The sequence below is a fragment of the Shuttleworthella sp. genome (assembly GCF_057251025.1).
In genome coordinates this window covers 60,609-84,552 of record NZ_DBHIDN010000001.1, presented here as the reverse complement: position 1 = coordinate 84,552, position 23,944 = coordinate 60,609, and the positions used below count along the sequence as shown (strand labels likewise).

Below are 23,944 nucleotides of genomic sequence, written 5' to 3'. Positions count from 1 at the left end.
ATTCTCTATTAAATCCATACTTCGTCATACATGCACACGATAGATGTCTGGCAGGCCATCATGCCTCGGAATGGATCAAATACTGTTCGACCCCAATACCAGACTCAGCGGCGGTGAATGGAATAGTGATGCGCCTCTAAGAGCCGGATAGCCAAAAGCATGGCTTCTTCCTCATAGAACTCAATTTTCAAGACGCCATCCGAGAACTCCCGGTTATGGACAACGCCGATATTGCGTATATTGATCTGATTGGTGCTTAGAATTGTGGCGATGGTGGCAATTCCTCCGACCTCATCCATGAGGTCGCAGAAGATCTCATAGACATCCGGCAGGGCTCCCTTGCCCCGGATGGGAAGCGAGTCCCGGTATTCCTTGGCCTCCGCAAAGAGCTCTCGGAGGGCTGCTCCGTCTCCCTCCGTGATCCCCTGCTGAAACTGGTCCAGCTTGCTCCGATAGGCGGAGAGAAGACCCAGAATCTGGTCTCGATTGGCCAGACAGATGTGCTCCCACATGAGGGGGGAGGAGGAAGAGATCCTTGTGATATCTCGAAATCCGCCGGAGGCAATTGCCTTCAGGGTATTCTTGTCATCATCCGAAGCCTCGACCAGATTGACCAGGGAGGCGGAGATGATATGGGGCAGGTGAGAGATGGCCGCAGTCGCATAGTCATGCTCTTCTGGATCCATGAGCATGATCTTGGCACCCAGAGACTTGATGAAGGCGGAGAATTCACTGACGCGGTCAGGCAGAATATCGTCTGTGTGCGTAATCAGATAGTATGCGTTCTCCAGGAGATAATCTCTGGCGTGTTCGTAGCCGGTCCGCTCAGAGCCGGTCATGGGATGACCGCCGATAAACTGAGCGCTCAAGCCCTCTTGCACGACAGCTCTTTGAATATCCCCCTTGACAGAGGAGACATCCGTGATGATGGTGTCCGGGCCGACCAAGCTCTTTAAGTCCTTCAGATATGAGATGTTCACGCCGACCGGGGCGCAGAGGAAGATCAGGTCACATGAGCGAAAGCTGTCCGGGGGAAGGTTGGTCCGGTTGCGGATGACCTCCTCCTGCCGGGCCATGACAAGAGAGGCTTCACTCGGATCATTGGCTATGATCTCGATCCCGGGATGTTTTTTATGAATGGTCTTGGCGATGGATCCGCCAATCAGGCCGAGCCCGTAAAAACCGATCTTTCTGTAAGTCATACGCATCTCCTTAAATTCCACTTAATCCTAACAGAAAATTCCTCTCTCTTCTAGCAGACGGATGCGAACGATGAAATTGATTTGTTCATTCAATTTAGACAAATTACGTTGCGTGGAAACTTGAAAATGAGTAAAATTTAACTATGCATTTCAAATTAAGGAGGGTACTGTATGAGGGTTTTTACCAGTGACAAAATTCGCAACGTCGTCTTGCTGGGTCATGGCGGTTCCGGCAAGACCTCTCTGGCTGAGTCAATGGCCTTTCTGTCTGGTCTTAAGGAAAAGGCCGGAAGCGTTGAGGCGGGAAATACCATCAGCGATTACGATGAAGTCGAGAAGAGACACAAGATCTCTGTCCACCTGTCCCTGCTGCCCCTGATCTGGGAGGACACCAAGATCAATCTCCTGGACACCCCCGGCTATCCTGATTTTGTGGGTGAAGTGGAAGAGGCGGTTTCGGTTGCGGACGCAGCGGTCATCGTCGTCTCCGGCAAGAACGGGATTGAGGTAGGAACCCGCAAGGCATGGAATCTCTGTGAGAAGTACCATCTTCCCAGAATGATCTTCGTGACGGATATGGATATCGACGAAGCCTCTTACCGGCAGGTGATTGAGGACCTGCAGGCCCTCTACGGCAAGAAGATCGCCCCCTTCCATCTGCCGATTCGGGAGAACGGACAGTTCGTCGGCTATGTCAATATCATCCAGCAGAAGGCCAAGCGGTGGAATGCGTCCGGCGGAATTGACAAAATGGATGTCCCGGACTATTCCTATGAGAATCTGGACCAGTTTCGAGAGGTTCTTCTGGAGGCTGTCGCTGAGACTTCCGAGACTTATATGGACCGCTACTTCAACGGAGACAGCTTCTCTGAGGATGAGATCCGGCAGGCAATGCGGGTCAATGTGATCGACGCCTCTGTTGTTCCCGTGATGATGGGATCAAACCTCATGCATCGGGGCATGTACACTTTGATGTCAGACATCGTCAAGTACTTCCCCTCTCCGGACCGGAGATCCTGCGTGGGCATCCTGTCCAAGACCAATGAGGTATTTGAGGCCAACTATGACTTCGCCAAATCCAAGACCGCCTATGTGTTCAAGACCCTGGTTGACCCCTTTGTGGGAAAGTACTCTATGATCAAGGTCAACTCCGGTGTTCTGAAGACGGATGACCTCCTCTACAATGCGGGCAATGACAGAGAGGACAAGATCGGGAAGCTCTATGTCTTAACTGGATCCAAGGCCCAGGAGGTTCCTGAGCTGCATGCCGGAGACATCGGAGCCCTGAGCAAGGTCACAGACCTGTCCACAGGAGACAGTCTCTCGACCAAGGCCAATCCGGTCCGCTATCTGAAGCCCGTCATCAGTCAGCCTTACTGCTATATGGCCTATCGGGCAGAGAAGTCGGGGGATGACGACAAGCTCCAGCAGGCCCTGCAGAAAATCTGCAAGGAGGACCTGACCCTGCGCACGCAGGGAGATCCCGCCAACCATCAGTCTCTGATCTACGGCATCTCCAGGACACACCTGGAACTGGTCGCAGAGATCCTGGCGGACAAGTACAAGGTGACCATGCTCTTAAGCCAGCCCCTGGTCGCTTACAGAGAGACCATCCTGGGCAAGTCTGACGTCGAGTACAAGCACAAGAAGCAGACGGGAGGACACGGCCAGTACGGGCATGTCAAGATGACCTTCGAGCCCTCCGGCGACCTGTCAACTCCCTTTGTCTTCGAGGAGAAAGTGGTCGGGGGTTCTGTCCCCAAGAATTATTTCCCGGCGGTTGAAAAGGGACTGGCAGAACAGGTTCTGGCAGGGCCGCTCGCCGGCTATCCGGTCTACGGGGTCAAGGCGACCCTCTACGACGGTTCTTACCATCCGGTTGACTCCTCAGAGGCAGCCTTCAAGATGGCGGCATCCATGGCCATGAAGGACGGCATCCTGAAGGCCAATCCGATTCTGCTGGAACCGATCGCTTCTCTGAAGGTCACGGTGGCAGATGAGCGCATCGGCGATGTCATGGGTGACTTGAACAAGAGAAGGGGCCGTGTCATGTCTCTGGACCCGGTGGAGGGAGGCTATCAGGTTGTCAATGCCGAAGTTCCCTATGCTGCCCTCTATGAGTATGGGACCAATCTTCGGTCACTGACTTCCGGGGACGCAAGCTATTCTTACGAATTCCTCCGCTATGATCCCTGTCCGGCCGATGTGCAGGAGGCCCAGATCAGCTCCCGGGCCAAGCGGCAGGATTAATCCCATCTCTGCATGACAGGGGGCGACGGAGGGAGGAGCTTCCGAACAGGACAATTTGTCAGGCTCCGTTTCAAAATGGGCCTTCCTGTGTTAAAATTTCTACTAGCGTTTGATCGTCAGGCAGCCATTCGCTGCCTGATTTTTTTGAAGGAGATGGGTATGGAGAGAATTCAGATGAAAACGCCCCTGGTTGAGATGGACGGAGATGAGATGACCCGGGTGCTCTGGAGGATGATCAAGAAGGACCTGATCACTCCCTATATTGATCTCAAGACGGACTACTATGACTTGGGCTTAGAGCACCGCAATGAGACAGATGACCAGGTGACAAGGGACTCTGCCATGGCCACCCTAAAGTACGGTGTCGCCGTCAAGTGCGCTACGATTACCCCCAACGCCGCCCGGCTTGAGGAGTACAAGCTCAAGCAGATGTACAAGAGCCCGAACGGGACCATACGCGCCATCTTAGACGGAACCGTCTTTCGGGCTCCGATTCCGGTCAAGGGGATTGCGCCCAATGTCAAGAGCTGGAACAAGCCGATCACCATTGCCCGCCATGCCTACGGTGACGTCTACAAGGCCTCCGAGATGAAGATCCCGGGGCCCGGCAAGGTGGAACTGGTCTACACCGCAGAAGACGGTCACACGGACCGGGTCCTGGTCCATGACTTCGACGGGCCGGGTCTGGTTCAGGGGCAGCACAATCTCATTTCCTCGATCGAATCCTTCGCCAGATCCTGCTTTGGCTATGCCCTGGATACCGGGCAGGATCTCTGGTTTGCGACCAAGGACACCATCTCCAAGCAATATGACCACAGCTTTAAGGATATTTTTCAGGAGACCTATGACAGAGAGTACGCAGAGGCCTTTGACCGGGCCGGCATCAAGTATTTCTACACCCTGATCGATGATGCGGTTGCCCGCGTCATGAAGTCTTCCGGCGGTTTTATCTGGGCCTGCAAGAACTACGACGGTGATGTTATGAGCGATATGATTTCCTCCGCCTTCGGCTCTCTTGCCATGATGACCTCCGTCCTGGTCTCTCCGGGCGGTGTCTACGAGTACGAGGCCGCCCACGGCACGGTCCAGAGGCACTACTACAGATACCTGAAGGGGGAGACTACCTCCACCAATCCCATTGCGACCATCTTCGCCTGGACCGGGGCTCTGAGAAAGAGAGGGGAACTGGATCAGATCCGGGACCTGGTCCTCTATGCCGACCGCATGGAAGCGGCCTCTCTCTACACCATTGCGTCGGGACAGATGACCGGAGACCTGGCCGCGATCACGGATATAGCCAATCCCGAGGTGCTCGACTCGGAGTCCTTCATCCGGGCGATTCGGGCAAATTACGAGAAAGAGAACTAAGGAGTAACTCATGATTCTTTCCTGCCAAAAGCTCTCCAAATCATTCGGAGAGGAGATGATATTGCGCCATCTGTCATTTCAGATGGAGGCGGGAGAGAAGTATGCCGTCGTTGGCCCCAACGGCTGCGGCAAGTCAACTCTGCTCAAGCTGATTGTCGGCCAGATGGCTGCGGATGAGGGAACGGTATATCTGGCGCAGGGCGTAAGCCTTGGATATCTGGCGCAGTATCAGAGCGATTCTCTTGAGGGAAACATCCTGGATATTGTCCTGGACTCCTGCCGGGAATTGATTCAAACCGAGCAGGAATTGCGGGCTATGGAGACCCGGATGGCCGGATTGAAGGGGGAGGAGTTGACGAGACTCCTGGACCGCTATCAGAAGGCATCCGAAGAATTTGAGAGGAGGGGCGGGCTGACTTTCCGGTCGGAAGCGGTCGGGACCTTGAAGGGGCTTGGATTTGGGGAGGAGGACTTCAATAAACTTCCCTCGCAGCTGTCCGGGGGACAGCTGACAAGAGTCTTTCTCGCCAGACTTCTCCTCTTAAAGCCGGACCTCCTGATTCTCGACGAGCCCATCAATCACCTGGATCTGGCTTCCATTCAGTGGCTTGAGAATTTCCTGAGCAATTACCGGGGCGGCGTCTTAATTGTCGCCCATGACCGGTATTTCTTAAATCGGATCGTCGATCATGTTCTGGATTTGTCGAATCACAGCTGCCAGCTGTATAAGGGAGACTACACCGCCTATGTGAATCAGAGAGAACTGCGGATGGAGACCCTGCGGCGGGAGTATGCCAGGCAGCAAAAGACCATTGAGCGCCAGGAGGCCGTCATCGACAAGCTGCGCCAGTTTAACCGGGAGAAATCCATCCGGCGGGCGGACAGCCGCAAGAGGGCTTTGGAGAAAATGGACCGGATGGAGAAGCCCCCGGAAGAAGACCATGCCATGCGGCTTGCGCTCGCCCCTGAAAGAGAATCCGGCAAGGATGTTCTCTATATAGAAGATCTGTCCATGGCTTTTGGGCCCGAGCAGCTCTTTCGGAAGTTCAATCTCCTGATCCGAAAGGGGGAGCGGGTTGCTGTTCTGGGAGAGAACGGAAGCGGCAAGACGACCCTGCTCAAAATCATCAATCAGAGATGCAAGGCCCTGTCAGGCAAGGTCAGACTGGGAGCCAATGTCACAGTCGGCTACTATGACCAGGCCCAGCAGGAACTGGATGACGCAAAGACCCTCTTTGAGGAGATGTCAGACGCCTATCCCAATCTGACAGAGACCAGGATTCGAAATGTTCTCGCCGCCTTTCTCTTCACAGGAGACGATGTCTATAAGAGGATTTCCGCCCTGTCCGGCGGAGAGCGGGGCCGGCTGTCCCTGGCCAAGCTCATGCTGTCGGGAGCCAATTTCCTGATCCTGGACGAGCCGACCAACCATCTGGACATGGAGTCCAAGGACATCCTGGAGAGAGCTCTGAATGATTACAGAGGGACCCTGCTCTATGTCTCTCATGACCGCTATTTCATTAACAAGACGGCGAGCCGGATCTTATATCTTGCCGACGGGCATTTTACAGAGTATCTGGGAAATTATGACTATTTTCTGGCCAAAAAGCAGGAAGAGGACAAGCCGTCCGCCTTGGCCAGCTTACAGGACAAGGCTCATTCCGCCCAGGCGGATCAAGACCGGACGGACCTGGGCAAGGTCAGCTGGGAAAGGCAGAAGCAACTGGCCGCTTCAGAGAGGAAGCTTGAGCACTCCAGGGCCAGATTGGAGCGTGAGATTTCAGACCGGGAGGAGCGGATCCGGCAGATTATGAAGCTCTTTGAAGATCCTGAGGTTGCGACCAATTCCGCCAGATTAAATGAGCTCTCTGCAGAGCAGGAGGCGTTGCAGGCAGAGGCAGATGAGCTCTATGAGGCATGGGCCTCACTGGACGAAGAGTAAGAGGACAAGCTATGGAGAAGAAAAGCATTTCGCCGGCCGTAATCCGCCGGCTTCCCAGGTATTACCGCTATCTGGGAGAACTACTGGATCTTGGAATTGAGGGCATCTCTTCCTACGAGCTCTCCAAGCGCATGCACTCGACGGCGTCGCAGATCCGCCAGGACCTCAACAATTTCGACAACTTCGGGCATCTGGGCTATGGCTATGATGTGAAAAACCTCCACGACAAGATCGGGGAGATCCTGGGCCTGGATCAGGCACGCAACCTGATCGTGATTGGGGTCGGACATCTGGGCCAGGCGATTGCCAACTACGCCCAGTTCGAGCGCATGGGATTTGCCCTGACCGGACTCTTTGATGTGAATCCGGACTTAAAGGGGAGAGAACTGCGCGGGATTCCCATCCGGATGCTGGAGGACCTGGATAAGTTCGCCTGTCAAAACAGGGTGGATATCGCCGCCCTGACCATCCCCAAGGAATCCGCCCAGTCTGTCGCGAGACGGCTTGCCGATCTCGGGGTCCCCGCCATCTGGAACTTTGCCCATGTGGACCTGGAAGTGGGAGAGAGAACCGTTATCGAGAATGTCCACCTGTCGGACTCTCTGATGGAGCTCTCTTATAATCTCACCAGTCGCGAGCAGAGCAGGAGCTAGGAATTTCTCCCAGGGAAAGGAAGATCAGGGCCGAAAGGACTCCGTATGAAGAAAATATATACAAAAAGTCAGGCGAGGGAAGCAGATCTTAAGACCAGCCGCCTGCACAAGATTCCAAGTCTTGTTCTCATGGAACGAGCCGCCCTTTCTGTAGCGGACTTCATCGAACAGCACTATTCCAGAACGGATCGGATTCTATGCCTGGCGGGAACGGGCAACAACGGAGGAGATGCCATGGCTCTCTGCCGGATCCTCTATGTCAGGGGCTACTCCGTCAACTACTGCCTTCTCGGACCGGAGTCTAAGCTTACGGAATCCGCGCGAGTTCAGTATGAATCCCTGCTCAGCTACGGTCTTCCCGGCAAAGAGCCTGATTGGAGGGACTGCGACCTCATTGTTGACGGCATCTTCGGAATCGGTCTCTCCAGAGAGATTGCCGGCCCGATTGCCGACTTGATTCAAGAGATCAACACAGGGGAAAAGCCGGTGATTGCGCTTGACATCCCATCCGGTCTGGACGCGGACACGGGCGCTGTCCTTGGGGCCTGCCTCAGGACAGATGAGACCTTCAGTTTTCAGTTTTTAAAACCGGGTCTCCTCCTGGGCCAGGGAAGAAATGTCTGCGGCAGGGTCCATGTTGCGGAGATCGGGATCGCAGAGCCGGATCCCAACCTCTTGTCCATCCCCCGCCTTGCTCTTGAGGAGGAGGATATGCATTCTCTCCTTCCCGTCAGAGATGCAGAAGGAAACAAGGCCAGCTTCGGCAAGGTTCTTGTGATTGCCGGCTCTGATCAGATCAGCGGAGCCGCGGTCTTATCCGCCAGAGCTGCCCTGACCTCCGGGGCCGGCATGGTCAGGGTCTATACGCATGAGAACAACCGGGTCATCATCGGATCCGCCTTCCCGGAGGCCCTGATTACAACATATGGGGACTCCCGGGACAAGGATGTGCTCGAGGAAGCCATGAACTGGGCGGACAGTCTCCTCATTGGCCCCGGACTGGGACAAACTGCCCGGGCGGAAGAAATCCTTGATCAGGTTCTCTCTGCCTCCTCTCTTCCCATGGTCATTGACGCCGATGCCCTCAACCTCCTCTCCAAAAACATGGGCCGGCTCCTAAAAGCGCACCATGAGATGGTCCTGACTCCTCATATGGGAGAGATGGCCCGGATGACGGGAGAGAGCATGCACTTGCTCAAGGGGCAGACGCTTCGGGCGGCAGAGGAGTTCGCCGGAGACTACCAGGTTCATCTGATCCTAAAGGATGCGACAACGGTAACAGCCCTACCCTACAGCAGGACTTACATCAACACCAGCGGAAACAGCGGCATGGCGACAGCTGGAAGCGGCGATGTCCTGGCCGGAATTTGCGCCGGTCTGATCGCCCAGGGAATGGAAGCCGGTCAGGCCGCGGCCTGTTCCGTCTTCATCCACGGATTGGCGGGAGATCTCGCCGCATCCCGCAAGGGGGCAAGGTCTTTGCTCGCAGGCGATTTGCTGGAGACCCTGCCGGAGATTCTGAAAAAATTTTCTGAACGGAAGAGAGGCAGACTATGAATCACAATCGTGTGCAGATGGAGATCGATCTGGATGCCGTGAGAAACAATGTGGACGCCATGTTGGCCCGAATGAATCCAGAGACCAAGATGATGGCCGTTGTCAAGGCGGACGGCTACGGGCATGGGGCAAGAGAGATCGCCGCCTTCCTGGAAGATGAAGACAGGATCTTCGGCTTCGCCGTCGCTACTTCGGACGAGGCCTATGAATTGCGCCGGCACGGAATCAATAAGCCCATTTTGATCCTTGGCTACAGCTTTCCGGAGGAGTATCCGGCCATGGTTCGACTTGGCATTCGGCCGACGATTTTCTCTCGAGAAGCAGCCCTGGCCTATGATAAGGCCGCAGACCAGGCGGGGCTCATTGCGCCCGTCCATATTAAGATCGATACGGGAATGAGCCGGATCGGTTTTCAGGTTGACGAGAGCGATCTGGAGGAGATTGTCGAAATCGCCGGCCTAAGTCATCTTCGGCTCGAGGGCATATTCACTCATTTCGCCAGAGCGGACGAGAGTGACAAGACCAGCGCATACGCGCAGGCAGACCTCTTTCGCCATGCCATCGATCGCCTGGAAGAGGCGGGCGTGCGGTTCGAGATTCACCACTGCTCCAACTCCGCCTCTATCATGGAGCTTCCCGACCTGAATATGGATATGGTGCGGGCGGGTATTTCTCTCTACGGACTCTGGCCCTCGGAGGAGATGGATCCCGGCTTCCCGCTCGCCCCGGTCATGTCACTTCGGTCCCACATCACCCACCTAAAGACCCTGACCGATGGGAGATGTATTTCATACGGAGGAAGCTACCGGGTCAAGGGAAGGAAGAAGATAGCCACGATTCCGGTCGGCTATGCGGATGGCTACGCAAGAGGCTTGTCCAATAAGGGTTTTGTCCTGATCCGCGGGCAGAGGGCCCCGATTGTCGGCCGGATCTGCATGGATCAATTTATGGTGGACGTCAGTGCTCTTGATGAGATTTGCGTCGGAGAGACCGTCACTCTGCTGGGAGAGGATCAGGGAAGCAGGATTGATCTGGAGGAACTGGGCCGACTCAGCGGACGATTCAATTATGAGTTCGCCTGTCTTCTCGGAAACCGGAGGGTCCCCAAGGTCTTTCTCAAGGGGGGCAGGATCGTGTCGGTTCGCGAGGATTTGAGATAGAAGGAATTTGAGTATAAAGATATTTGAGTGTGGAGATATGCAAGACAGAAGATCTTTGAGATGAAAGACCTTGCGGCAGGAGAGCATGTTATGGAACAGGAAGACGACAACAGGAACCACTTCTTCTCTCGACTCTTTCACAAGGACGAGAGTCTGAGCGAGGAGGAATTCGAGGAGGACCTTATCTCCAAGATCAAGGAGGGACATGCCCAGGGAATCCTGGCCACCCGGGAAATGACCATGATTCGCAATATCTTTGCCTTCGCCGATAAGGATGTCAAGGATATCATGCAGCATCGGTCCAATATCGTTGCGATTGATGGCGAGAGCAGCATGCGGGAGACCGTGGAACAGATGATTGACAATCACTACTCCCGCTATCCGGTCTATATCAAGAATCTTGACAACATCATCGGAATAGTCCACATCAAGGACGTTCTTCGCTATGTCGTCGAAAAGCATGACATGGAGGCCAAGCTCCGGGACCTGGAGTATATGGTCCGCCGGGTCATCTTTGTCCCCCAGACCCACTCGATCGACACCCTCCTGGCGCAGATGCAGCACAAGAAAAACCATATGATCCTGGTCAAGGATGAATACGGACAGACCTGCGGTCTGCTCTCGATGGAGGACGTGATTGAAGAGATCGTCGGAAATATTCAAGACGAGTATGACGATGAGGATGAACTGGTGGCAAAGCTTGGGAAAGACGCCTATATGATGCAGGGTTCCACGCCCATGGATGATGTCACAAGAATCCTGGGGATCAAGCTTGAGGACGAGGAGGCGGAGACCTTAAACGGCTTCCTCCTGGAGAGGCTCGGACGGATACCACAGGACCATGAATCCTTCGATGTCACGGCCTGTGGCTACCGTTTCCATGTGATTGACGTCGAGGGCATGGTGGCCTTAGGGGTTAAGATCACCAGGCTGGCTTCCCTTGAAGCCTAGGCCTTCGCGTGATAGAATAGTTTGGAAAATTTGATCTAGAAAGGGATGTTTCCATCATGTCAGGACACTCAAAATTCGCCAATATTAAACATAAAAAAGAAAAGAACGATGCGGCAAAGGGCAAGATTTTCACCGTGATCGGGCGGGAGATCGCAGTTGCCGTCAAGGAGGGCGGATCTGACCCCAACAACAACAGCAAGCTGCGCGATGTCATTGCAAAGGCCAAGGCCAACAATGTCCCCAATGATACGATCGAGCGGGGGATCAAGAAGGCAGCCGGCGATGCCGGCTCCGTCAACTATATCCCGGCCACTTATGAGGGCTATGGGCCCGGCGGGACCGCCATCATCGTCCAATGCCTGACCGACAACAAGAATCGGACGGCGGCCGACGTCAGAAACGCCTTCAGCAAGGGCCAGGGATCGGTCGGAACACAGGGCTGCGTGTCCTATATGTTTGATGAGAAGGGACAGATCCTCATTGACAAAGAGGCAACCGATTTGACCGCCGATGATCTGATGATGATGGCCCTCGAGGCAGGGGCCGATGATATGGAGGAGGAAGAGGACTCCTTCGTGATCACAACGAGCCCGGAGGATTTCTCAGAGGTCAGAGAGGCTCTGGAGAAGGAGGGAATCCCAATGGCCGACGCCTCTGTCACCATGATCCCTCAGACTTATGTGCAGTTGACCTCGGAGGAGGACGTCAAGAACTTCAACCGCATCCTGGATTTCCTGGATGCAAGCGATGATGTGCAGGAAGTCTATCACAACTGGGAGGAGTGATCGCGTCCGCTATCATCCGCAAGGAGGCGAGGATGCTCCCCCTCGATCGCTTTATGTAACAATCAGGATATCAGTTCAAAAACCAGGAGGTCAGTGAGGTCTCCTGGTTTGTTCGCAGTTATATGGCAAATCAGAAAAATAAACGAAAAACTACATCGGCAAAAGCATCTGTCAGGGGAGGGAAGCGAACAAACCGCTCCTCCATGGGATCAAGAGATGCTTCAGCTGCCCCGGGCGGCAACGGGCGGGAGATCATTCTATGGACGATGATCGCCCTGTCTGCCCTTATGTTTGTCTCCTGCATCGGCTTTGGGGGCGTCTTCGGGTCTTACCTGGCGGGATTTCTCTTCGGAATGCTTGGCCTTATGGCATATGTCTTCCCCCTCCTCCTCCTCTTTTTGACCTTTTTCTTCCTGGCCAATCCGAGCAATGCATTCGCAGTCAAGCGGGGAATCGGCATAAGTCTGATCCTCATAGATCTTGACATCATCCTGGAACTTCTCAGGGAGGGATCTTTCCCCTCCGGCCCCATGGCAGCCATGCAGCACGGCAGGTCTTATCATGCGGGAGGAGGTCTGGTCGGGGCCTTCTTTGCCAACTACTCTGTTCGCTTTTTCGGCCTGGCGGGGGCCTATATTCTGGCCCTGCTTCTTCTTGCCATCTCTGTCATTCTCATCACGGAGAAATCCCTTCTTGAGAAGCTGCGGCAGGGCCAATCCCGTCTGTCTATGAAGGCGGAAGATACCGAAAAAGAGTACCGGATTCGTCGACAGATACGTCTGGAGGAGAAGAAGCTTAAGCGCGAGGAGCGCCTGGCAGAGCTGGAGGCCCGCCAGACCAAGGCGGCAGAGGACGCGCAGGCGGCCCGGGAAGCGCGCCGCAAGGCCTCTCGGGCCGCCATGCGAGACAGTGTGACAGTGACAGAGACGGAGGGCAAGTCCGGACGCTTTGACCGAAAGGTCGAGGGTGTGGACTTCAAGAATGCCAGATTAACGGCTCCTTTATCAGAAGAGGACAATCGAACAGATGAGGTCAGGGAACTACACATCAACATCTTCGACGAGTCCGATCCCGTCAAGGCAGACCGTGTCATGCTCAGCGCGGAGCAGGAGGCAAACCGCAGTCCCCTGACCCTACATAGCCGGGACAAGCAGGATGCAGGCGACCCGGAAGATCACTTTGGGGATGACTACGCGGATGCGGAACCCGTAAGTATCGAGCGAATCAAGGCAGAATCCACTTCGCCGTCTATGCAAAGGAAAGATTCTGATATTTTCGACTCTGATCTGACCGGAGCGGCTGGATCTCTGGCCGCCGTTCGGCATGAGGATCCCCTGCCGGATCCTGTCAAGTCCAAGCTTCCGCGGGAGGCCTATTCCTTCCCTCCGGTCAGTCTCTTATCCCGGACCGGCACCGGCAAGTCATCCAACCGCAGGTCCGGACTTGAGGAGACAGCCCGCAAGTTGGAGACGGTTCTTAAGAACTTCGGCGTCAATGCCCACGTGACCGATATCTCTGTGGGGCCGGCTGTCACCCGCTATGAGATTCAACCGGAAATCGGGGTCAAGGTCTCCAAAATCGTCAACCTGGCAGATGATATCAAGTTAAATTTGGCCGCCTCCGACATCCGCATTGAGGCGCCGATTCCGGGCAAGGCCGCCGTCGGAATTGAGGTTCCCAACAAGGAGACGCAGCTGGTGCCCTTCCGGGATCTCATGGAATCCCGGGAATTTCGCGGGGAGAAATCCAATATTGCCTTTGCCCTTGGAAGAGATATCGGCGGCAAGGTGATGATCTCCAATATTGCCAAGATGCCCCACCTGCTCATTGCCGGAGCTACCGGTTCCGGTAAGTCCGTCTGCATCAACACCATTATTATGAGTATCCTCTACAAGGCTCATCCGGATGATGTCAAGTTCATCATGATTGATCCCAAGGTTGTGGAGTTGTCCGTCTACAACGGGATCCCCCACCTTTTGATTCCGGTTGTAACAGACCCAAAGAAGGCGGCCGGCGCTCTCAACTGGGCTGTGCGCGAGATGACCGATCGCTATCAGAAGTTCGCCGAAGCCGGTGTTCGCGACATCAAGGGCTATAATTCTCATATCAAAGGCGGCAAGATCACCCATACCATCAACGGCCAGGAACTTGAGATCGCCACGGAGAAAATGCCTCAGATTGTGGTGATTGTCGATGAGCTGGCAGACCTGATGATGGTCGCTTCTTCTGAAGTTGAGGAGGCGATCTGCCGTCTGGCCCAGTTGGCCAGAGCGGCGGGCATTCACCTGATCATTGCCACCCAGCGGCCCTCTGTCAATGTCATCACGGGACTGATCAAGGCCAATATGCCCTCCCGCATTGCTTTTGCTGTGACCAGTGGAGTCGATTCCAGGACCATCCTTGACATGGTCGGCGCCGAGAAACTCCTGGGCAAGGGAGATATGCTCTACTTCCCCCAGGGGATACCCAAGCCCCTTCGCGTCCAGGGCGCCTTCGTTCCCGATGACGATGTGGCCAAGGTGGTTGATTACATCCTGGGCCACAACGAGAGGACTGAGGGGATGGAAGAGGAGATACAGAGGCAGATTGACGAAAATCCCGGTATGGTTGCGATTGACGGCAATGGCTCAGCCGAGGATGACCGGGATCCACTCCTTAAAGAGGCGGGCCGGATCATCATTCAGTCCGGCCGTGCCACGGCAGGCGGACTGCAGCGCCAGCTCAAAATCGGATTCAACCGGGCCGCCCGCATTATGGACCAGCTGGCCGAGGAGGGTGTGATCGGCGAGTCAGAGGGAACCAAGGCCAGAAAAGTTTTGATGTCGATGGATGAATTTGACCAGATCTTTCCTTTATAATGAATCTATCAGTGAGAGAATGCCGCTTATGTCAGGAGGTCGCCATGAAGACAGATATCCAGATCGCTCAAGAAGCCAAGATGCTTCCGATCCGTGAAGTTGCCGCGGGACTTGGCATCCGCGAGGATGACCTGGAGCTCTACGGCAAGTATAAGGCCAAGCTCTCGGACTCATACATGCAGAGTCTGGAGGGCAAGGAGAAGGGGAAGCTGATTCTCGTGACGGCCATCAATCCGACGCCGGCGGGAGAGGGGAAGACCACCGTCTCTGTCGGCCTGGGGCAGGCCTTCGGCCGCCTCGGCAAGAAGGCCATCCTGGCCCTGCGGGAGCCCTCCTTGGGCCCCTGTTTCGGGATCAAGGGGGGAGCGGCAGGCGGCGGCTACGCCCAGGTGGTTCCCATGGAGGACTTGAATCTCCACTTTACCGGAGACTTTCATGCGATCACCTCTGCCAATAATCTTCTGGCTGCCCTCCTGGACAATCATATCCAGCAGGGAAACGCTCTGCAGATTGATCCCAGGCAGGTGGTCTGGAAGCGGTGCCTGGATATGAATGACCGGGTTCTCCGCAATGTCGTCGTCGGACTGGGCTCCAAGGCGGACGGCTATGTCAGGGAGGACCACTTCGTCATCACGGTCGCCTCCGAGATCATGGCTATCCTCTGCCTGGCCCGGGATATGGCCGACTTGAAGGACCGCTTGAGCCGGATCATTGTGGCCTACAATTTGTCCGGAGATCCCGTCACTGCCGGCGATCTTCATGCGGTCGGAGCCATGGCTGCTCTCCTCAAGGATGCGATCAAGCCCAACCTGGTGCAGACCTTAGACCACACTCCCGCCCTGGTTCACGGCGGCCCCTTCGCCAATATTGCCCACGGCTGCAATTCAGTTCGGGCAACCGCAATGGGACTTAGGATGGCGGACTATGTCATTACAGAGGCAGGCTTCGGCGCGGATCTGGGCGCGGAGAAGTTCCTGGATATCAAGGCTCCCATGGCGGACCTCCATCCAGACTGCGTCGTCCTGGTCGCAACCATACGCGCCCTTAAGTACAACGGAGGTCTCCCCAAAGACCAGCTGACCCGAGAGGATCCGGATGCCCTCGCGAGGGGGATTGCGAACCTGGATAAGCACATCGAGAACCTGGGCAAGTTCGGCCTGCCCATCGTCGTGACCCTCAATGCCTTTGACACAGACACTCCGGCAGAGACGGATTTTGTTCGCGACTTCTGTAAGAAGAGAGGATGCGCTTTCGCCCTGTCTGAGGTCTGGGCCAGGGGCGGCGAGGGCGGGCTCGCTCTGGCTGAGGAGGTTCTTAAAACCCTTGCGGAGAAGAAGAGCAATTACCAGCCCCTCTATGATTCATCTCTTCCCATTGAAGACAAGATCATGACTGTTGCAAGGGAAATCTATGGGGCCGACCGGGTGGAATACAGCGCCACAGCCCGCCGTCAGCTCCAGAAGATTGTCGACATGGGAATGAACCACTATGCTGTCTGCATGGCCAAGACCCAGTATTCGCTGTCTGACGACGCCGCAAAGCTTGGACGCCCGGAGCACTTCGCTATTCATGTGAGGGAGATCTATCCCTCTGCCGGGGCCGGTTTCGTCGTTGCTGTTCTGGGGAATATCATGACCATGCCAGGTCTGCCCAGAGTTCCTGCCGCCAATCGTATTGATGTGACAGATCGGGGGGAGATCACCGGTCTATTCTGATCCGAGAGGCTTTCGGAAGAGGAGTTTATGGACAAGATCATTGACGGAAAGATGATTTCCGCACAAATAAAAGACGAAGTAAAAAAAGAGGCAATGGACCTGGCATCTCGTGGGATTGAGCCCTGCCTGGCCGTCGTGCAGATCGGAGATAATCCCGCCTCCTCCATTTATGTAAGAAATAAGCACCGGGCCTGTCAGGCCTGTGGAATCCGGTCTTTGGTCTTCCGCCTGCCGGAGGACTGCAGCCAGGAGGATGTCCTGGCTCAGGTCGGTGACTTGAATTCCCGCCAGGATGTGGATGGAATTCTGATCCAGCTGCCTCTTCCCGGACATCTGGACCGGGATGTGATTATTAACGCCATTGATCCGGCCAAGGATGTGGACGGATTTCTCCCGGAGAATCTGGGCAGACTGGTCATCGGAGAGGAGGGATTTCTGCCCTGCACGCCGGCCGGTATCCTGGAGCTGTTGCACAGAAGCAATATTGCAATCGAGGGCAAGCACTGCCTGGTTCTGGGCAGAAGCAATATCGTAGGCAAGCCGGTCGCCCTTCTCATGCTACAAGAGCACGCGACCGTCACGATCGCCCACTCCCGCACCGTAAATCTCCGGGAAATGATGCTTGCGGCGGATATTATCATTGTGGCTGTCGGCAAGGCGGACTTTGTCAAAGCGGCGGACATCAAGGAGGGGGCCGTTGTCATTGATGTAGGAATCAATCGGATGGAAGACGGCAAGCTGCAGGGGGATGTGGATTTCTCTGATGTGATAGACAAGGTCTCTGCCATCAGCCCCGTTCCCGGCGGGGTCGGCCCCATGACCATTGCCATGCTCATGAAGAACTGCATTCGGGCTACCAGGACCAGGAGAGGCTGATGGGGCCCAGGATACGGATTCTCTGCGTCGGCAAGATCAAGGAGAAGTTCTTTCGGGATGCCGTCGCGGAGTACGCTAAGCGGTTGGATCGGTACTGCCGGCTCGAGATCATCGAAGTTGAAGATGAGAAGACGCCGGAGGGAGCTTCCGCTCTCCTTGAGGACCGGATCCGAGACCGGGAGGGAGACCGACTTCTGGCCAGGCTTAAGGAGAGCGACTATGTCATCGCCCTCGCAATCGAGGGCAGGATGAGGACCTCGGTTGAACTGGCTGGACAGGTCGCCTCCCTCCTCCTGCAGGGAAAATCATCCCTTGCCCTTCTGATCGGAGGATCCCTGGGACTGTCGCCCGGAGTCCTCCGTCGGGCCGATGAGACCTGGTCCTTCTCCCCGATGACCTTTCCCCACCAGCTCATGCGGGTGATTCTGCTGGAGCAGATATACAGGACCTTTCGCATCAATCACGGAGAACCCTACCACAAGTAGAAAGGACGGAGCTTGAGTCTTATTGAAGGATCAATCGAAATTCCGGTAGAACATCTGGAGAACATATTCGGCCGGTTTGACCGCAACATCAAGCTGATAGAACAGGCCTTCTCGGTCAGTTTGGTCGCCCGGGGCGATTCCATCAAGATTGTAGGGCAGGGGGAGAGAGTTGCCCACGCAAGAGAGGTCCTGGCCTCTCTCCTGGCCCTGTCTGAGAAGGGAGAGGAGATCACGGAACAGAAGGTCCGCTATGCCATGAGCCTGCATGAGGACGGGATGGATCCGACCAAAGCTCTCCTTTCGGTCGATGGAGATGTCATTGCCCACACCATAACGGGAAAGCCGATCAAGCCAAAGACCCTGGGCCAGAAGGCCTATGTGGACGCCATACGGCAGAAGATGATTGTCTTTGGCCTGGGCCCGGCCGGTACCGGCAAGACCTACCTGGCCATGGCCATGGCCATTATGGCTTTCCAGCGGGAAGAGGTGGCCCGGATCATCTTGACCAGACCGGCAATTGAAGCCGGAGAGAAATTGGGCTTCCTGCCCGGGGACCTCCAGAGCAAGATTGATCCCTATCTGCGCCCCCTCTACGATGCTCTCTATGAGATCATGGGAGCAGACAGCTATCAGCGAAATTTGGAACGAGGCCTGATTGAGGTCGCCCCTCTGGCCTACATGCGGGGCAGGACCCTGGACAATGCCTTTATTATCCTGGATGAGGCGCAGAATACGACGCCTGCGCAGATGAAGATGTTCTTGACCAGGATCGGTTTTGGGTCAAAGGCGGTCATCACAGGTGATGCCAGTCAGAAAGACCTGACCGCGGACCAGAAATCCGGTCTGGATGTAGCCACCCGTGTCTTAAGACAGATTGATGATATTGCCGTCTGTCAGTTGACCGGAAAGGATGTCGTCAGACATCCTCTGGTCCAGAAGATCGTCACCGCCTATGAGGAGTACGAGAAGAAAGAGCAAGGGACGCGCCGGGAAGCCGCAAGAGACGGCAGCAAGGCAGATAAGAGAAGAAGAGGACGCAAGCAATGACCATTCAGTTGGAAGAAGAGTGCCAGGTCAACCTGCCTTTTGACTACGCGGCGCTTACCCATGCTGTTGTCAATCAGGCATTGGATTACGAGAGCTTTCCCTTTGAGGCGGAGATCTCAGTGACTCTGGTTGATTCGGACCGGATTCGCCGGATCAACCGGGACTATCGGCAGATAGACCGGGAGACCGATGTCCTGTCATTTCCCATGATTGACTACCCGGCCCCCGGAGATTTCTCCGCCATAGAGAAACTGGATGACTGTTTTAATCCGGACAGCGGAGAGGCCATGCTTGGAGATATCGTGCTCTGCATTCCCAAGGTCATCTCCCAGGCCGAGGAGTACGGGCATTCCGTCCGGCGCGAATTCGCCTTTCTGATTGCCCACAGTATGTTACACTTGATGGGCTATGATCACATGACAGATGAGGATCGGGCGGATATGGAGCGGCGCCAGGAAGAGATCCTCCGAGAGATGGGCATCCCGCGAGAGAATGAATGCGTATGAGAGAAGACCAGCAGAACAAGGTGAGAAGGAGCGACAGTTCCTTTTTGATGCAGGGATCGATTCTTGCCATGGCCTCCATTATCAGCCGGGTCATTGGCCTGATCTATCGAATCCCCCTGACCAACATTATCGGAAAGACCGGCAATGATTACTATGGCACTGCCTACGAGATCTACAATCTCCTTTTGATCATTTCTTCTTACAGCATCCCCCTTGCTGTATCCAAGGTGGTTGCCGCCAAGATGGCCAATCAGGACCACACCAATGCCTTTCGGGTCCTAAAAGGGGCTCTGGCATTTGCCTCCGTATCCGGGGGCCTGGCCGGTCTCGTTGTATACTTCGGGGCAGATTTCCTGACGGGAGAGCTCTTAAAGACTCCCTATGCGGCGGTTGCTCTCCGCATCCTGGCCCCTACCCTCTTGATTGTCGCTATTGTCGGAGTCCTGCGGGGCTTCTTTCAGGGGATGGGTTCCATGATCCCCTCCGCTATCTCTCAGATCATGGAGCAGGTAGCCAATGCCATCGTATCCGTTGTGGCCGCCTACAGCCTCTTTTCATTCGGCGGGCGCGTCGCGGCGGACCGGTCAGACCATCCTCAGCTGGCAGCGGCTTACGGGGCGGCAGGAGGTACGCTCGGCACAACCTTCGGATCCATTATGGCCCTGATGGTCATGCTTCTGATCTTCCTCCTCTTTCTGCCCGGACTCAGAAAGCGCATGGCAGAGGAGGAGACGAGAGCCGTCAGTCCCTATTCCGGGATTATGCGCACCCTCATTCTGACCATTGTGCCGGTTCTCCTCTCAACGACCATTTACAATATTGTCCTGATCGTAGACCAGGGGATTTTCAAGAATCTTGCCCTATATCAGGGAATCCCGCCCGAGCAGATCTCCGGCTGGTGGGGGGTCTATACCGGGGAGTACCGGGTCATCCAGAACGTCCCTATCTCCATTGCATCCGCGATCGGAGCCTCGGCCGTTCCGACCCTGACCATGGCCTTTCACGCCAATAAGATGGATCTGGTCAGAAGACAGCTTGAAAACGCCACCCGATTTGTCATGCTGGTTGCCTTCCCATCGGCCGTGGGGCTTGCAGTGCTGGCCAAGCCAATCATGCTCCTCCTCTTTCGAGATTCGGACCCCACTTCCGCTATGATGATGGTTGTTGGCGGACTTACCATTATATTTGTCTGTCTCTCTACCCTCTCGAACAGCCTTCTGCAGGGTATTGACCATCTGAATCTGCCGATCATCCACTCTGTGATTGCAACCCTGGCCCAGGCCGCCTTCCTGGTCATCGCCCTTTTGGTATTTCACATGGGCATCTACGGCCTCATTATGGCCTATACGGTGGACGCCCTCTTGATTTCCTACCTCAACCACAGGTCCATCATGAAGTACGCCGGTCCCAGGCCGCTCTTCAAGGAGACCTACCTGCTCCCCATGGCTGCCTCGGCGATTATGGGACTCGCCGTGTTCCTGACTTACCGGCTTGCCATGCACTTGCACAGCAACTTGCTGGCGACCTTCCTCTCTGTTGTCACAGGGGCCTTCGTCTACTTTATCGCCGTCATCAAACTGGGCGCGGTAAATGAAGCGATCCTGCTCAGCTTCCCCAAGGGAACCGTCCTGATCCGCCTCGCCAGGAAGATGCATCTGATGTGAGGATTCCTATGCCAAATTATGATCTGATTGTGGCCGGGGGAGGAGCCTCCGGCATGACAGCTGCCATTGCGGCCGCCTCCCTCGGCTCTTCCGTCCTGATCCTTGAGAAGAATGACCAGGTCGGAAAGAAGATCCGAATGACCGGCAATGGCAGGTGTAATTTCAGCAATTATGAGCAGGGTCGTTTCGCTTATCGCGGAGCGGACCCTGACTTTGCTGTCAGGGCGCTGCGTGAATTCGGTCTCCGGGAGACCCTGGACTTCTTTGCGGATCTCGGGATTATTCCCTACGAGCGGTCCGGCTGTCTCTATCCGGCAAGCCTGGAGGCGGCATCGGTTCAAAGAGCCCTGCATCATCGGCTGTCGGCACTTGGGGTTGAGATCCGAATGGGAACTTCCTGTCGGGGATTGATCCCTGCCCGCAGGAGAGAGAACCGCTATAAGGTCATGGCCCTTGACCTTACAGATCACAGCCCGCAGGAGTATTACTGCCGCAATTTCGTCCTGGCGAGCGGAGGCATGGCCGCTCCCGCCAGCGGATCGACCGGAGATGGTTACTATTGGGCCGAGAAGTTAGGACACAGGATCATCCCGCAGGTACCCGCCCTTGTTCCGCTCAAGTCTCCCTGGCCTCTCTTGGAGGACCTGGCCGGGCTTCGCTTCCGGGCAGAGATTCATCTGCTGGCTGACGGAAGGGAAATTGCCGGAGACCGGGGAGAGCTACAGTGCAATCGCGACAGCATCTCCGGGATTCCTGCCCTTCAGGTCAGCCGCCATGCCGCCTATGCCCTGAGGGATGGGGCTGAGGTCTTCCTTCGCCTGTCCCCCCTCCCCTGGCTCTCGGCGGAGGAGAGGAAGGCTGTCCTGGCCCAAGCGCTGACCTCCAGGCCTGAGGAGAGCCTTGGGAACTGCCTGCAGGGGATATTGCCGGGCCGCCTTGTCTCCCTGCTTCAAGACCTGACCGGCTATGGGCCGGACCGCAGGGCCGGTGACCTGGGAGAGCCGGCAAGAGAGGACTTAATCTGCCGCCTTCTCGCCATAGAGATCCCCATCTGCGGAGTCGGAAACTTCAAGCAGGCCCAGACCACTGCGGGCGGACTCGCCACAGACCAGTTCTCCTCTTCCTCCATGGAGTCTCTGCTTGCACCCGGTTTCTATGCTGTCGGCGAGGTCCTGGACATCGATGGGATTTGCGGCGGCTACAACCTTCAGTGGGCCTGGACCTCCGGTTACCTGGCCGGGAGAGCCCTTGCGAGAGAGAGGCATCTATGATTCAGCTGACACAAGTGCAACTTCCGATCTCGGAAAACCCAATGCGTGATAAAGAGGAGAGAAGATCCCTGCGCGCTAAGGCCGCCAAACTTCTCTCGGTCCCCGAGGAGACAATCGGAGAAGTGCGTATTCTCCGCAGGTCGATTGATGCCAGAAAGAAGCCGGTCCTCTTCTTCAGCTACCGGCTGGCCGTTTCCTGCAAGGGGGAGAGGGCCCTCCTGAGGCGCCATGCCCGGGACAAGAGGGTCAGCCTCTACCAACCCCGGACCTACCCGCTTCCAAGCCAGGTCGAAAGGAGGAATCTGGCCGGTGAGAAAGAGGGGGCTCCCCTTATTGTGGGGACGGGGCCTGCCGGTATTTTTGCCGCCTATCTCCTGGCCCTGGCCGGCTTGCACCCGCTTGTGATTGAGCGGGGAAAGAGGGTCGAGGACCGGCTGGCGGATGTTGAGGCCTTCTGGAAAACAGGCCGCATTGACCCGGCATCCAATGTCCAGTTCGGCGAGGGAGGGGCAGGCACCTTCTCCGATGGAAAGCTCAATACCCAGGTCCGGGATCATCTTGGGAGAAACCGCTTTGTTCTTGAGACCCTGGTCGCCTGCGGGGCTCCCGGAGAGATTCTCATTGACGCTAAGCCCCACATCGGAACCGATATTCTGGTTACGGTCATGCGCAATCTGAGGAATAAGATCATATCCCTTGGCGGAAGCTTTTCTTTCCGGACCCGGATGACCAGGCCGGTCCTTCATGACGGAAGAATTGAGGGAATCCTTGTCTGTGACGAGGGGTCTTCCACGGGCGAGGAGCGCTTGATCCCCTGCAGCCGACTGGTTCTTGCAATCGGCCACTCTGCCAGAGACAGCTTCGAGGCTCTCGAGAGGGAGGGGATTCCCATGGAGGCCAAGGCCTTCGCCCTGGGATTTCGCGTAGAGCATCCGCAGGAGGCGATCGACCTGGCCCAATATGGCAAACTGGATCCCTCCCTTCCCCCGGCCCCCTATAAGCTGACGAAAACTCTTGCTGACCGAAGAGCCATCTATTCCTTTTGCATGTGTCCGGGCGGCTATGTCGTCAATGCCTCATCGGAAGAGGGGCGCCTGGCTGTCAACGGCATGTCCTATTCGGATCGGGGGAGCCGCAATGCCAACTCGGCCATTGTTCTAACGGTGGGAGAGAGGGAGTTTGACATGAATGACCCTCTGGCCGGGATGCGGTATCAAAGACAAATGGAAGAGAGGGCCTATGCCCTGGGAGAGGGGGCGATTCCCCAGCAGCTCTGGGCCGATTACCTGGCTGACCGCCCCTCCCGGACCTATGGGGGATTCGCCTCGTCCTCCAAGGGTGCCTGCAAGCTGACCAATCTGCGCGGCTTCTTGTCCCGGGATATGGAGGAGGACTTGATAGAGGCCATGTCCTTCTTCGGCAGAAAGATTGAGGGCTTTGATTCCCCGGATGCCATCTTAAGCGCCGTGGAGAGCAGGACCTCCTCACCGGTCCGCATCCTGCGGGATGAGACCTTCCAGTCCAAGGTCAGGGGACTCTATCCCTGCGGAGAGGGAGCCGGCTATGCGGGCGGCATCAGCTCTGCAGCCATGGACGGGCTCAAGGTGGCCGAGGCGATCATAAGAGAGTATGATAGGGAATGCCTTAGCTAATC

General features: G+C 55.9%; 18 protein-coding genes. 17 read left to right on the top strand and 1 reads right to left on the bottom strand.

From position 1 onward, the window contains the following. Positions 1–104: 104 nt before the first annotated feature. Positions 105–1,202, bottom strand: a complete 1,098-nt coding sequence (locus tag ACO5R6_RS00395) for a prephenate dehydrogenase/arogenate dehydrogenase family protein (protein ID WP_485625194.1) — start codon at positions 1,200–1,202, stop codon at positions 105–107. Between the two features lie 171 nt (positions 1,203–1,373). Here ACO5R6_RS00395 and ACO5R6_RS00390 point away from each other — a divergent pair, with 171 nt between their 5' ends. From ACO5R6_RS00390 to ACO5R6_RS00310, 17 genes are all read left to right on the top strand, one after another. Continuing rightward, positions 1,374–3,452, top strand: a complete 2,079-nt coding sequence (locus tag ACO5R6_RS00390; protein ID WP_485625193.1) for an elongation factor G — start codon at positions 1,374–1,376, stop codon at positions 3,450–3,452. Positions 3,453–3,611: 159 nt separating this feature from the next. Continuing rightward, complete coding sequence (locus ACO5R6_RS00385; protein WP_485625192.1) at positions 3,612–4,820, top strand: NADP-dependent isocitrate dehydrogenase; 1,209 nt, start codon at positions 3,612–3,614, stop codon at positions 4,818–4,820. A 55-nt stretch (positions 4,821–4,875) separates the two neighbouring features. Continuing rightward, positions 4,876–6,762: an ABC-F family ATP-binding cassette domain-containing protein gene (locus tag ACO5R6_RS00380; RefSeq protein ID WP_485625191.1), complete on the top strand. Its 1,887-nt coding sequence runs from the start codon at positions 4,876–4,878 to the stop codon at positions 6,760–6,762. An 11-nt stretch (positions 6,763–6,773) separates the two neighbouring features. Beyond that, entirely contained in the window at positions 6,774–7,415 is a 642-nt protein-coding gene (locus tag ACO5R6_RS00375; RefSeq protein WP_485625190.1) for a redox-sensing transcriptional repressor Rex, read from the top strand. A 45-nt stretch (positions 7,416–7,460) separates the two neighbouring features. Next, on the top strand, positions 7,461–8,972 hold the full coding sequence (locus tag ACO5R6_RS00370) for an NAD(P)H-hydrate dehydratase (RefSeq protein WP_485625189.1): 1,512 nt from the start codon (positions 7,461–7,463) through the stop codon (positions 8,970–8,972). Continuing rightward, complete coding sequence (gene alr / locus ACO5R6_RS00365) at positions 8,969–10,132, top strand: alanine racemase (RefSeq protein ID WP_485625188.1); 1,164 nt, start codon at positions 8,969–8,971, stop codon at positions 10,130–10,132. Before ACO5R6_RS00370 ends, alr begins: the two co-directional genes overlap by 4 nt. 90 nt (positions 10,133–10,222) lie before the next feature. Continuing rightward, complete coding sequence (locus ACO5R6_RS00360; protein WP_485625187.1) at positions 10,223–11,083, top strand: hemolysin family protein; 861 nt, start codon at positions 10,223–10,225, stop codon at positions 11,081–11,083. A gap of 56 nt (positions 11,084–11,139) precedes the next feature. Then, positions 11,140–11,868: a YebC/PmpR family DNA-binding transcriptional regulator gene (locus ACO5R6_RS00355; RefSeq protein ID WP_485625186.1), complete on the top strand. Its 729-nt coding sequence runs from the start codon at positions 11,140–11,142 to the stop codon at positions 11,866–11,868. Positions 11,869–12,071: 203 nt separating this feature from the next. Beyond that, a complete protein-coding gene (locus ACO5R6_RS00350; protein WP_485625185.1) occupies positions 12,072–14,726 on the top strand; it encodes an FtsK/SpoIIIE family DNA translocase in 2,655 nt (884 codons plus the stop codon). 44 nt (positions 14,727–14,770) lie between these two features. Continuing rightward, positions 14,771–16,441: a formate--tetrahydrofolate ligase gene (locus ACO5R6_RS00345; protein ID WP_485625184.1), complete on the top strand. Its 1,671-nt coding sequence runs from the start codon at positions 14,771–14,773 to the stop codon at positions 16,439–16,441. 27 nt (positions 16,442–16,468) lie between these two features. Continuing rightward, complete coding sequence (gene folD, locus ACO5R6_RS00340; protein ID WP_485625183.1) at positions 16,469–17,317, top strand: bifunctional methylenetetrahydrofolate dehydrogenase/methenyltetrahydrofolate cyclohydrolase FolD; 849 nt, start codon at positions 16,469–16,471, stop codon at positions 17,315–17,317. Further along, a complete protein-coding gene (rlmH, locus tag ACO5R6_RS00335) occupies positions 17,317–17,802 on the top strand; it encodes a 23S rRNA (pseudouridine(1915)-N(3))-methyltransferase RlmH (RefSeq protein ID WP_485625182.1) in 486 nt (161 codons plus the stop codon). The genes folD and rlmH overlap by 1 nt, the downstream gene beginning before the upstream one ends. A 12-nt stretch (positions 17,803–17,814) precedes the next feature. Continuing rightward, positions 17,815–18,849, top strand: a complete 1,035-nt coding sequence (locus ACO5R6_RS00330; RefSeq protein WP_485625181.1) for a PhoH family protein — start codon at positions 17,815–17,817, stop codon at positions 18,847–18,849. Then, positions 18,846–19,355: an rRNA maturation RNase YbeY gene (ybeY, locus tag ACO5R6_RS00325; protein ID WP_485625180.1), complete on the top strand. Its 510-nt coding sequence runs from the start codon at positions 18,846–18,848 to the stop codon at positions 19,353–19,355. The genes ACO5R6_RS00330 and ybeY overlap by 4 nt, the downstream gene beginning before the upstream one ends. Then, positions 19,352–21,019, top strand: coding sequence for a putative polysaccharide biosynthesis protein (locus ACO5R6_RS00320; RefSeq protein WP_485625179.1), 1,668 nt, complete (start codon positions 19,352–19,354; stop codon positions 21,017–21,019). Before ybeY ends, ACO5R6_RS00320 begins: the two co-directional genes overlap by 4 nt. Before the next feature lie 8 nt (positions 21,020–21,027). Further along, positions 21,028–22,290, top strand: coding sequence for a BaiN/RdsA family NAD(P)/FAD-dependent oxidoreductase (locus ACO5R6_RS00315; protein WP_485625178.1), 1,263 nt, complete (start codon positions 21,028–21,030; stop codon positions 22,288–22,290). Beyond that, entirely contained in the window at positions 22,287–23,942 is a 1,656-nt protein-coding gene (locus ACO5R6_RS00310; protein ID WP_485625177.1) for an FAD-dependent protein, read from the top strand. The genes ACO5R6_RS00315 and ACO5R6_RS00310 overlap by 4 nt, the downstream gene beginning before the upstream one ends. The last annotated feature ends 2 nt before the right edge of the window (positions 23,943–23,944 follow it).

Excerpts from the sequence above, each read along its gene's own strand:
- ACO5R6_RS00395 (WP_485625194.1), bottom strand. The coding sequence starts at position 1,202 with ATGACTTACAGAAAGATCGGTTTTTACGGGCTCGGCCTGATTGGCGGA.
- ACO5R6_RS00390 (WP_485625193.1), top strand. The coding sequence starts at position 1,374 with ATGAGGGTTTTTACCAGTGACAAAATTCGCAACGTCGTCTTGCTGGGT.
- ACO5R6_RS00385 (WP_485625192.1), top strand. The coding sequence starts at position 3,612 with ATGGAGAGAATTCAGATGAAAACGCCCCTGGTTGAGATGGACGGAGAT.
- ACO5R6_RS00380 (WP_485625191.1), top strand. The coding sequence starts at position 4,876 with ATGATATTGCGCCATCTGTCATTTCAGATGGAGGCGGGAGAGAAGTAT.
- ACO5R6_RS00375 (WP_485625190.1), top strand. The coding sequence starts at position 6,774 with ATGGAGAAGAAAAGCATTTCGCCGGCCGTAATCCGCCGGCTTCCCAGG.
- ACO5R6_RS00370 (WP_485625189.1), top strand. The coding sequence starts at position 7,461 with ATGAAGAAAATATATACAAAAAGTCAGGCGAGGGAAGCAGATCTTAAG.
- alr (WP_485625188.1), top strand. The coding sequence starts at position 8,969 with ATGAATCACAATCGTGTGCAGATGGAGATCGATCTGGATGCCGTGAGA.
- ACO5R6_RS00360 (WP_485625187.1), top strand. The coding sequence starts at position 10,223 with ATGGAACAGGAAGACGACAACAGGAACCACTTCTTCTCTCGACTCTTT.
- ACO5R6_RS00355 (WP_485625186.1), top strand. The coding sequence starts at position 11,140 with ATGTCAGGACACTCAAAATTCGCCAATATTAAACATAAAAAAGAAAAG.
- ACO5R6_RS00350 (WP_485625185.1), top strand. The coding sequence starts at position 12,072 with ATGGGATCAAGAGATGCTTCAGCTGCCCCGGGCGGCAACGGGCGGGAG.
- ACO5R6_RS00345 (WP_485625184.1), top strand. The coding sequence starts at position 14,771 with ATGAAGACAGATATCCAGATCGCTCAAGAAGCCAAGATGCTTCCGATC.
- folD (WP_485625183.1), top strand. The coding sequence starts at position 16,469 with ATGGACAAGATCATTGACGGAAAGATGATTTCCGCACAAATAAAAGAC.
- rlmH (WP_485625182.1), top strand. The coding sequence starts at position 17,317 with ATGGGGCCCAGGATACGGATTCTCTGCGTCGGCAAGATCAAGGAGAAG.
- ybeY (WP_485625180.1), top strand. The coding sequence starts at position 18,846 with ATGACCATTCAGTTGGAAGAAGAGTGCCAGGTCAACCTGCCTTTTGAC.
- ACO5R6_RS00320 (WP_485625179.1), top strand. The coding sequence starts at position 19,352 with ATGAGAGAAGACCAGCAGAACAAGGTGAGAAGGAGCGACAGTTCCTTT.
- ACO5R6_RS00315 (WP_485625178.1), top strand. The coding sequence starts at position 21,028 with ATGCCAAATTATGATCTGATTGTGGCCGGGGGAGGAGCCTCCGGCATG.
- ACO5R6_RS00310 (WP_485625177.1), top strand. The coding sequence starts at position 22,287 with ATGATTCAGCTGACACAAGTGCAACTTCCGATCTCGGAAAACCCAATG.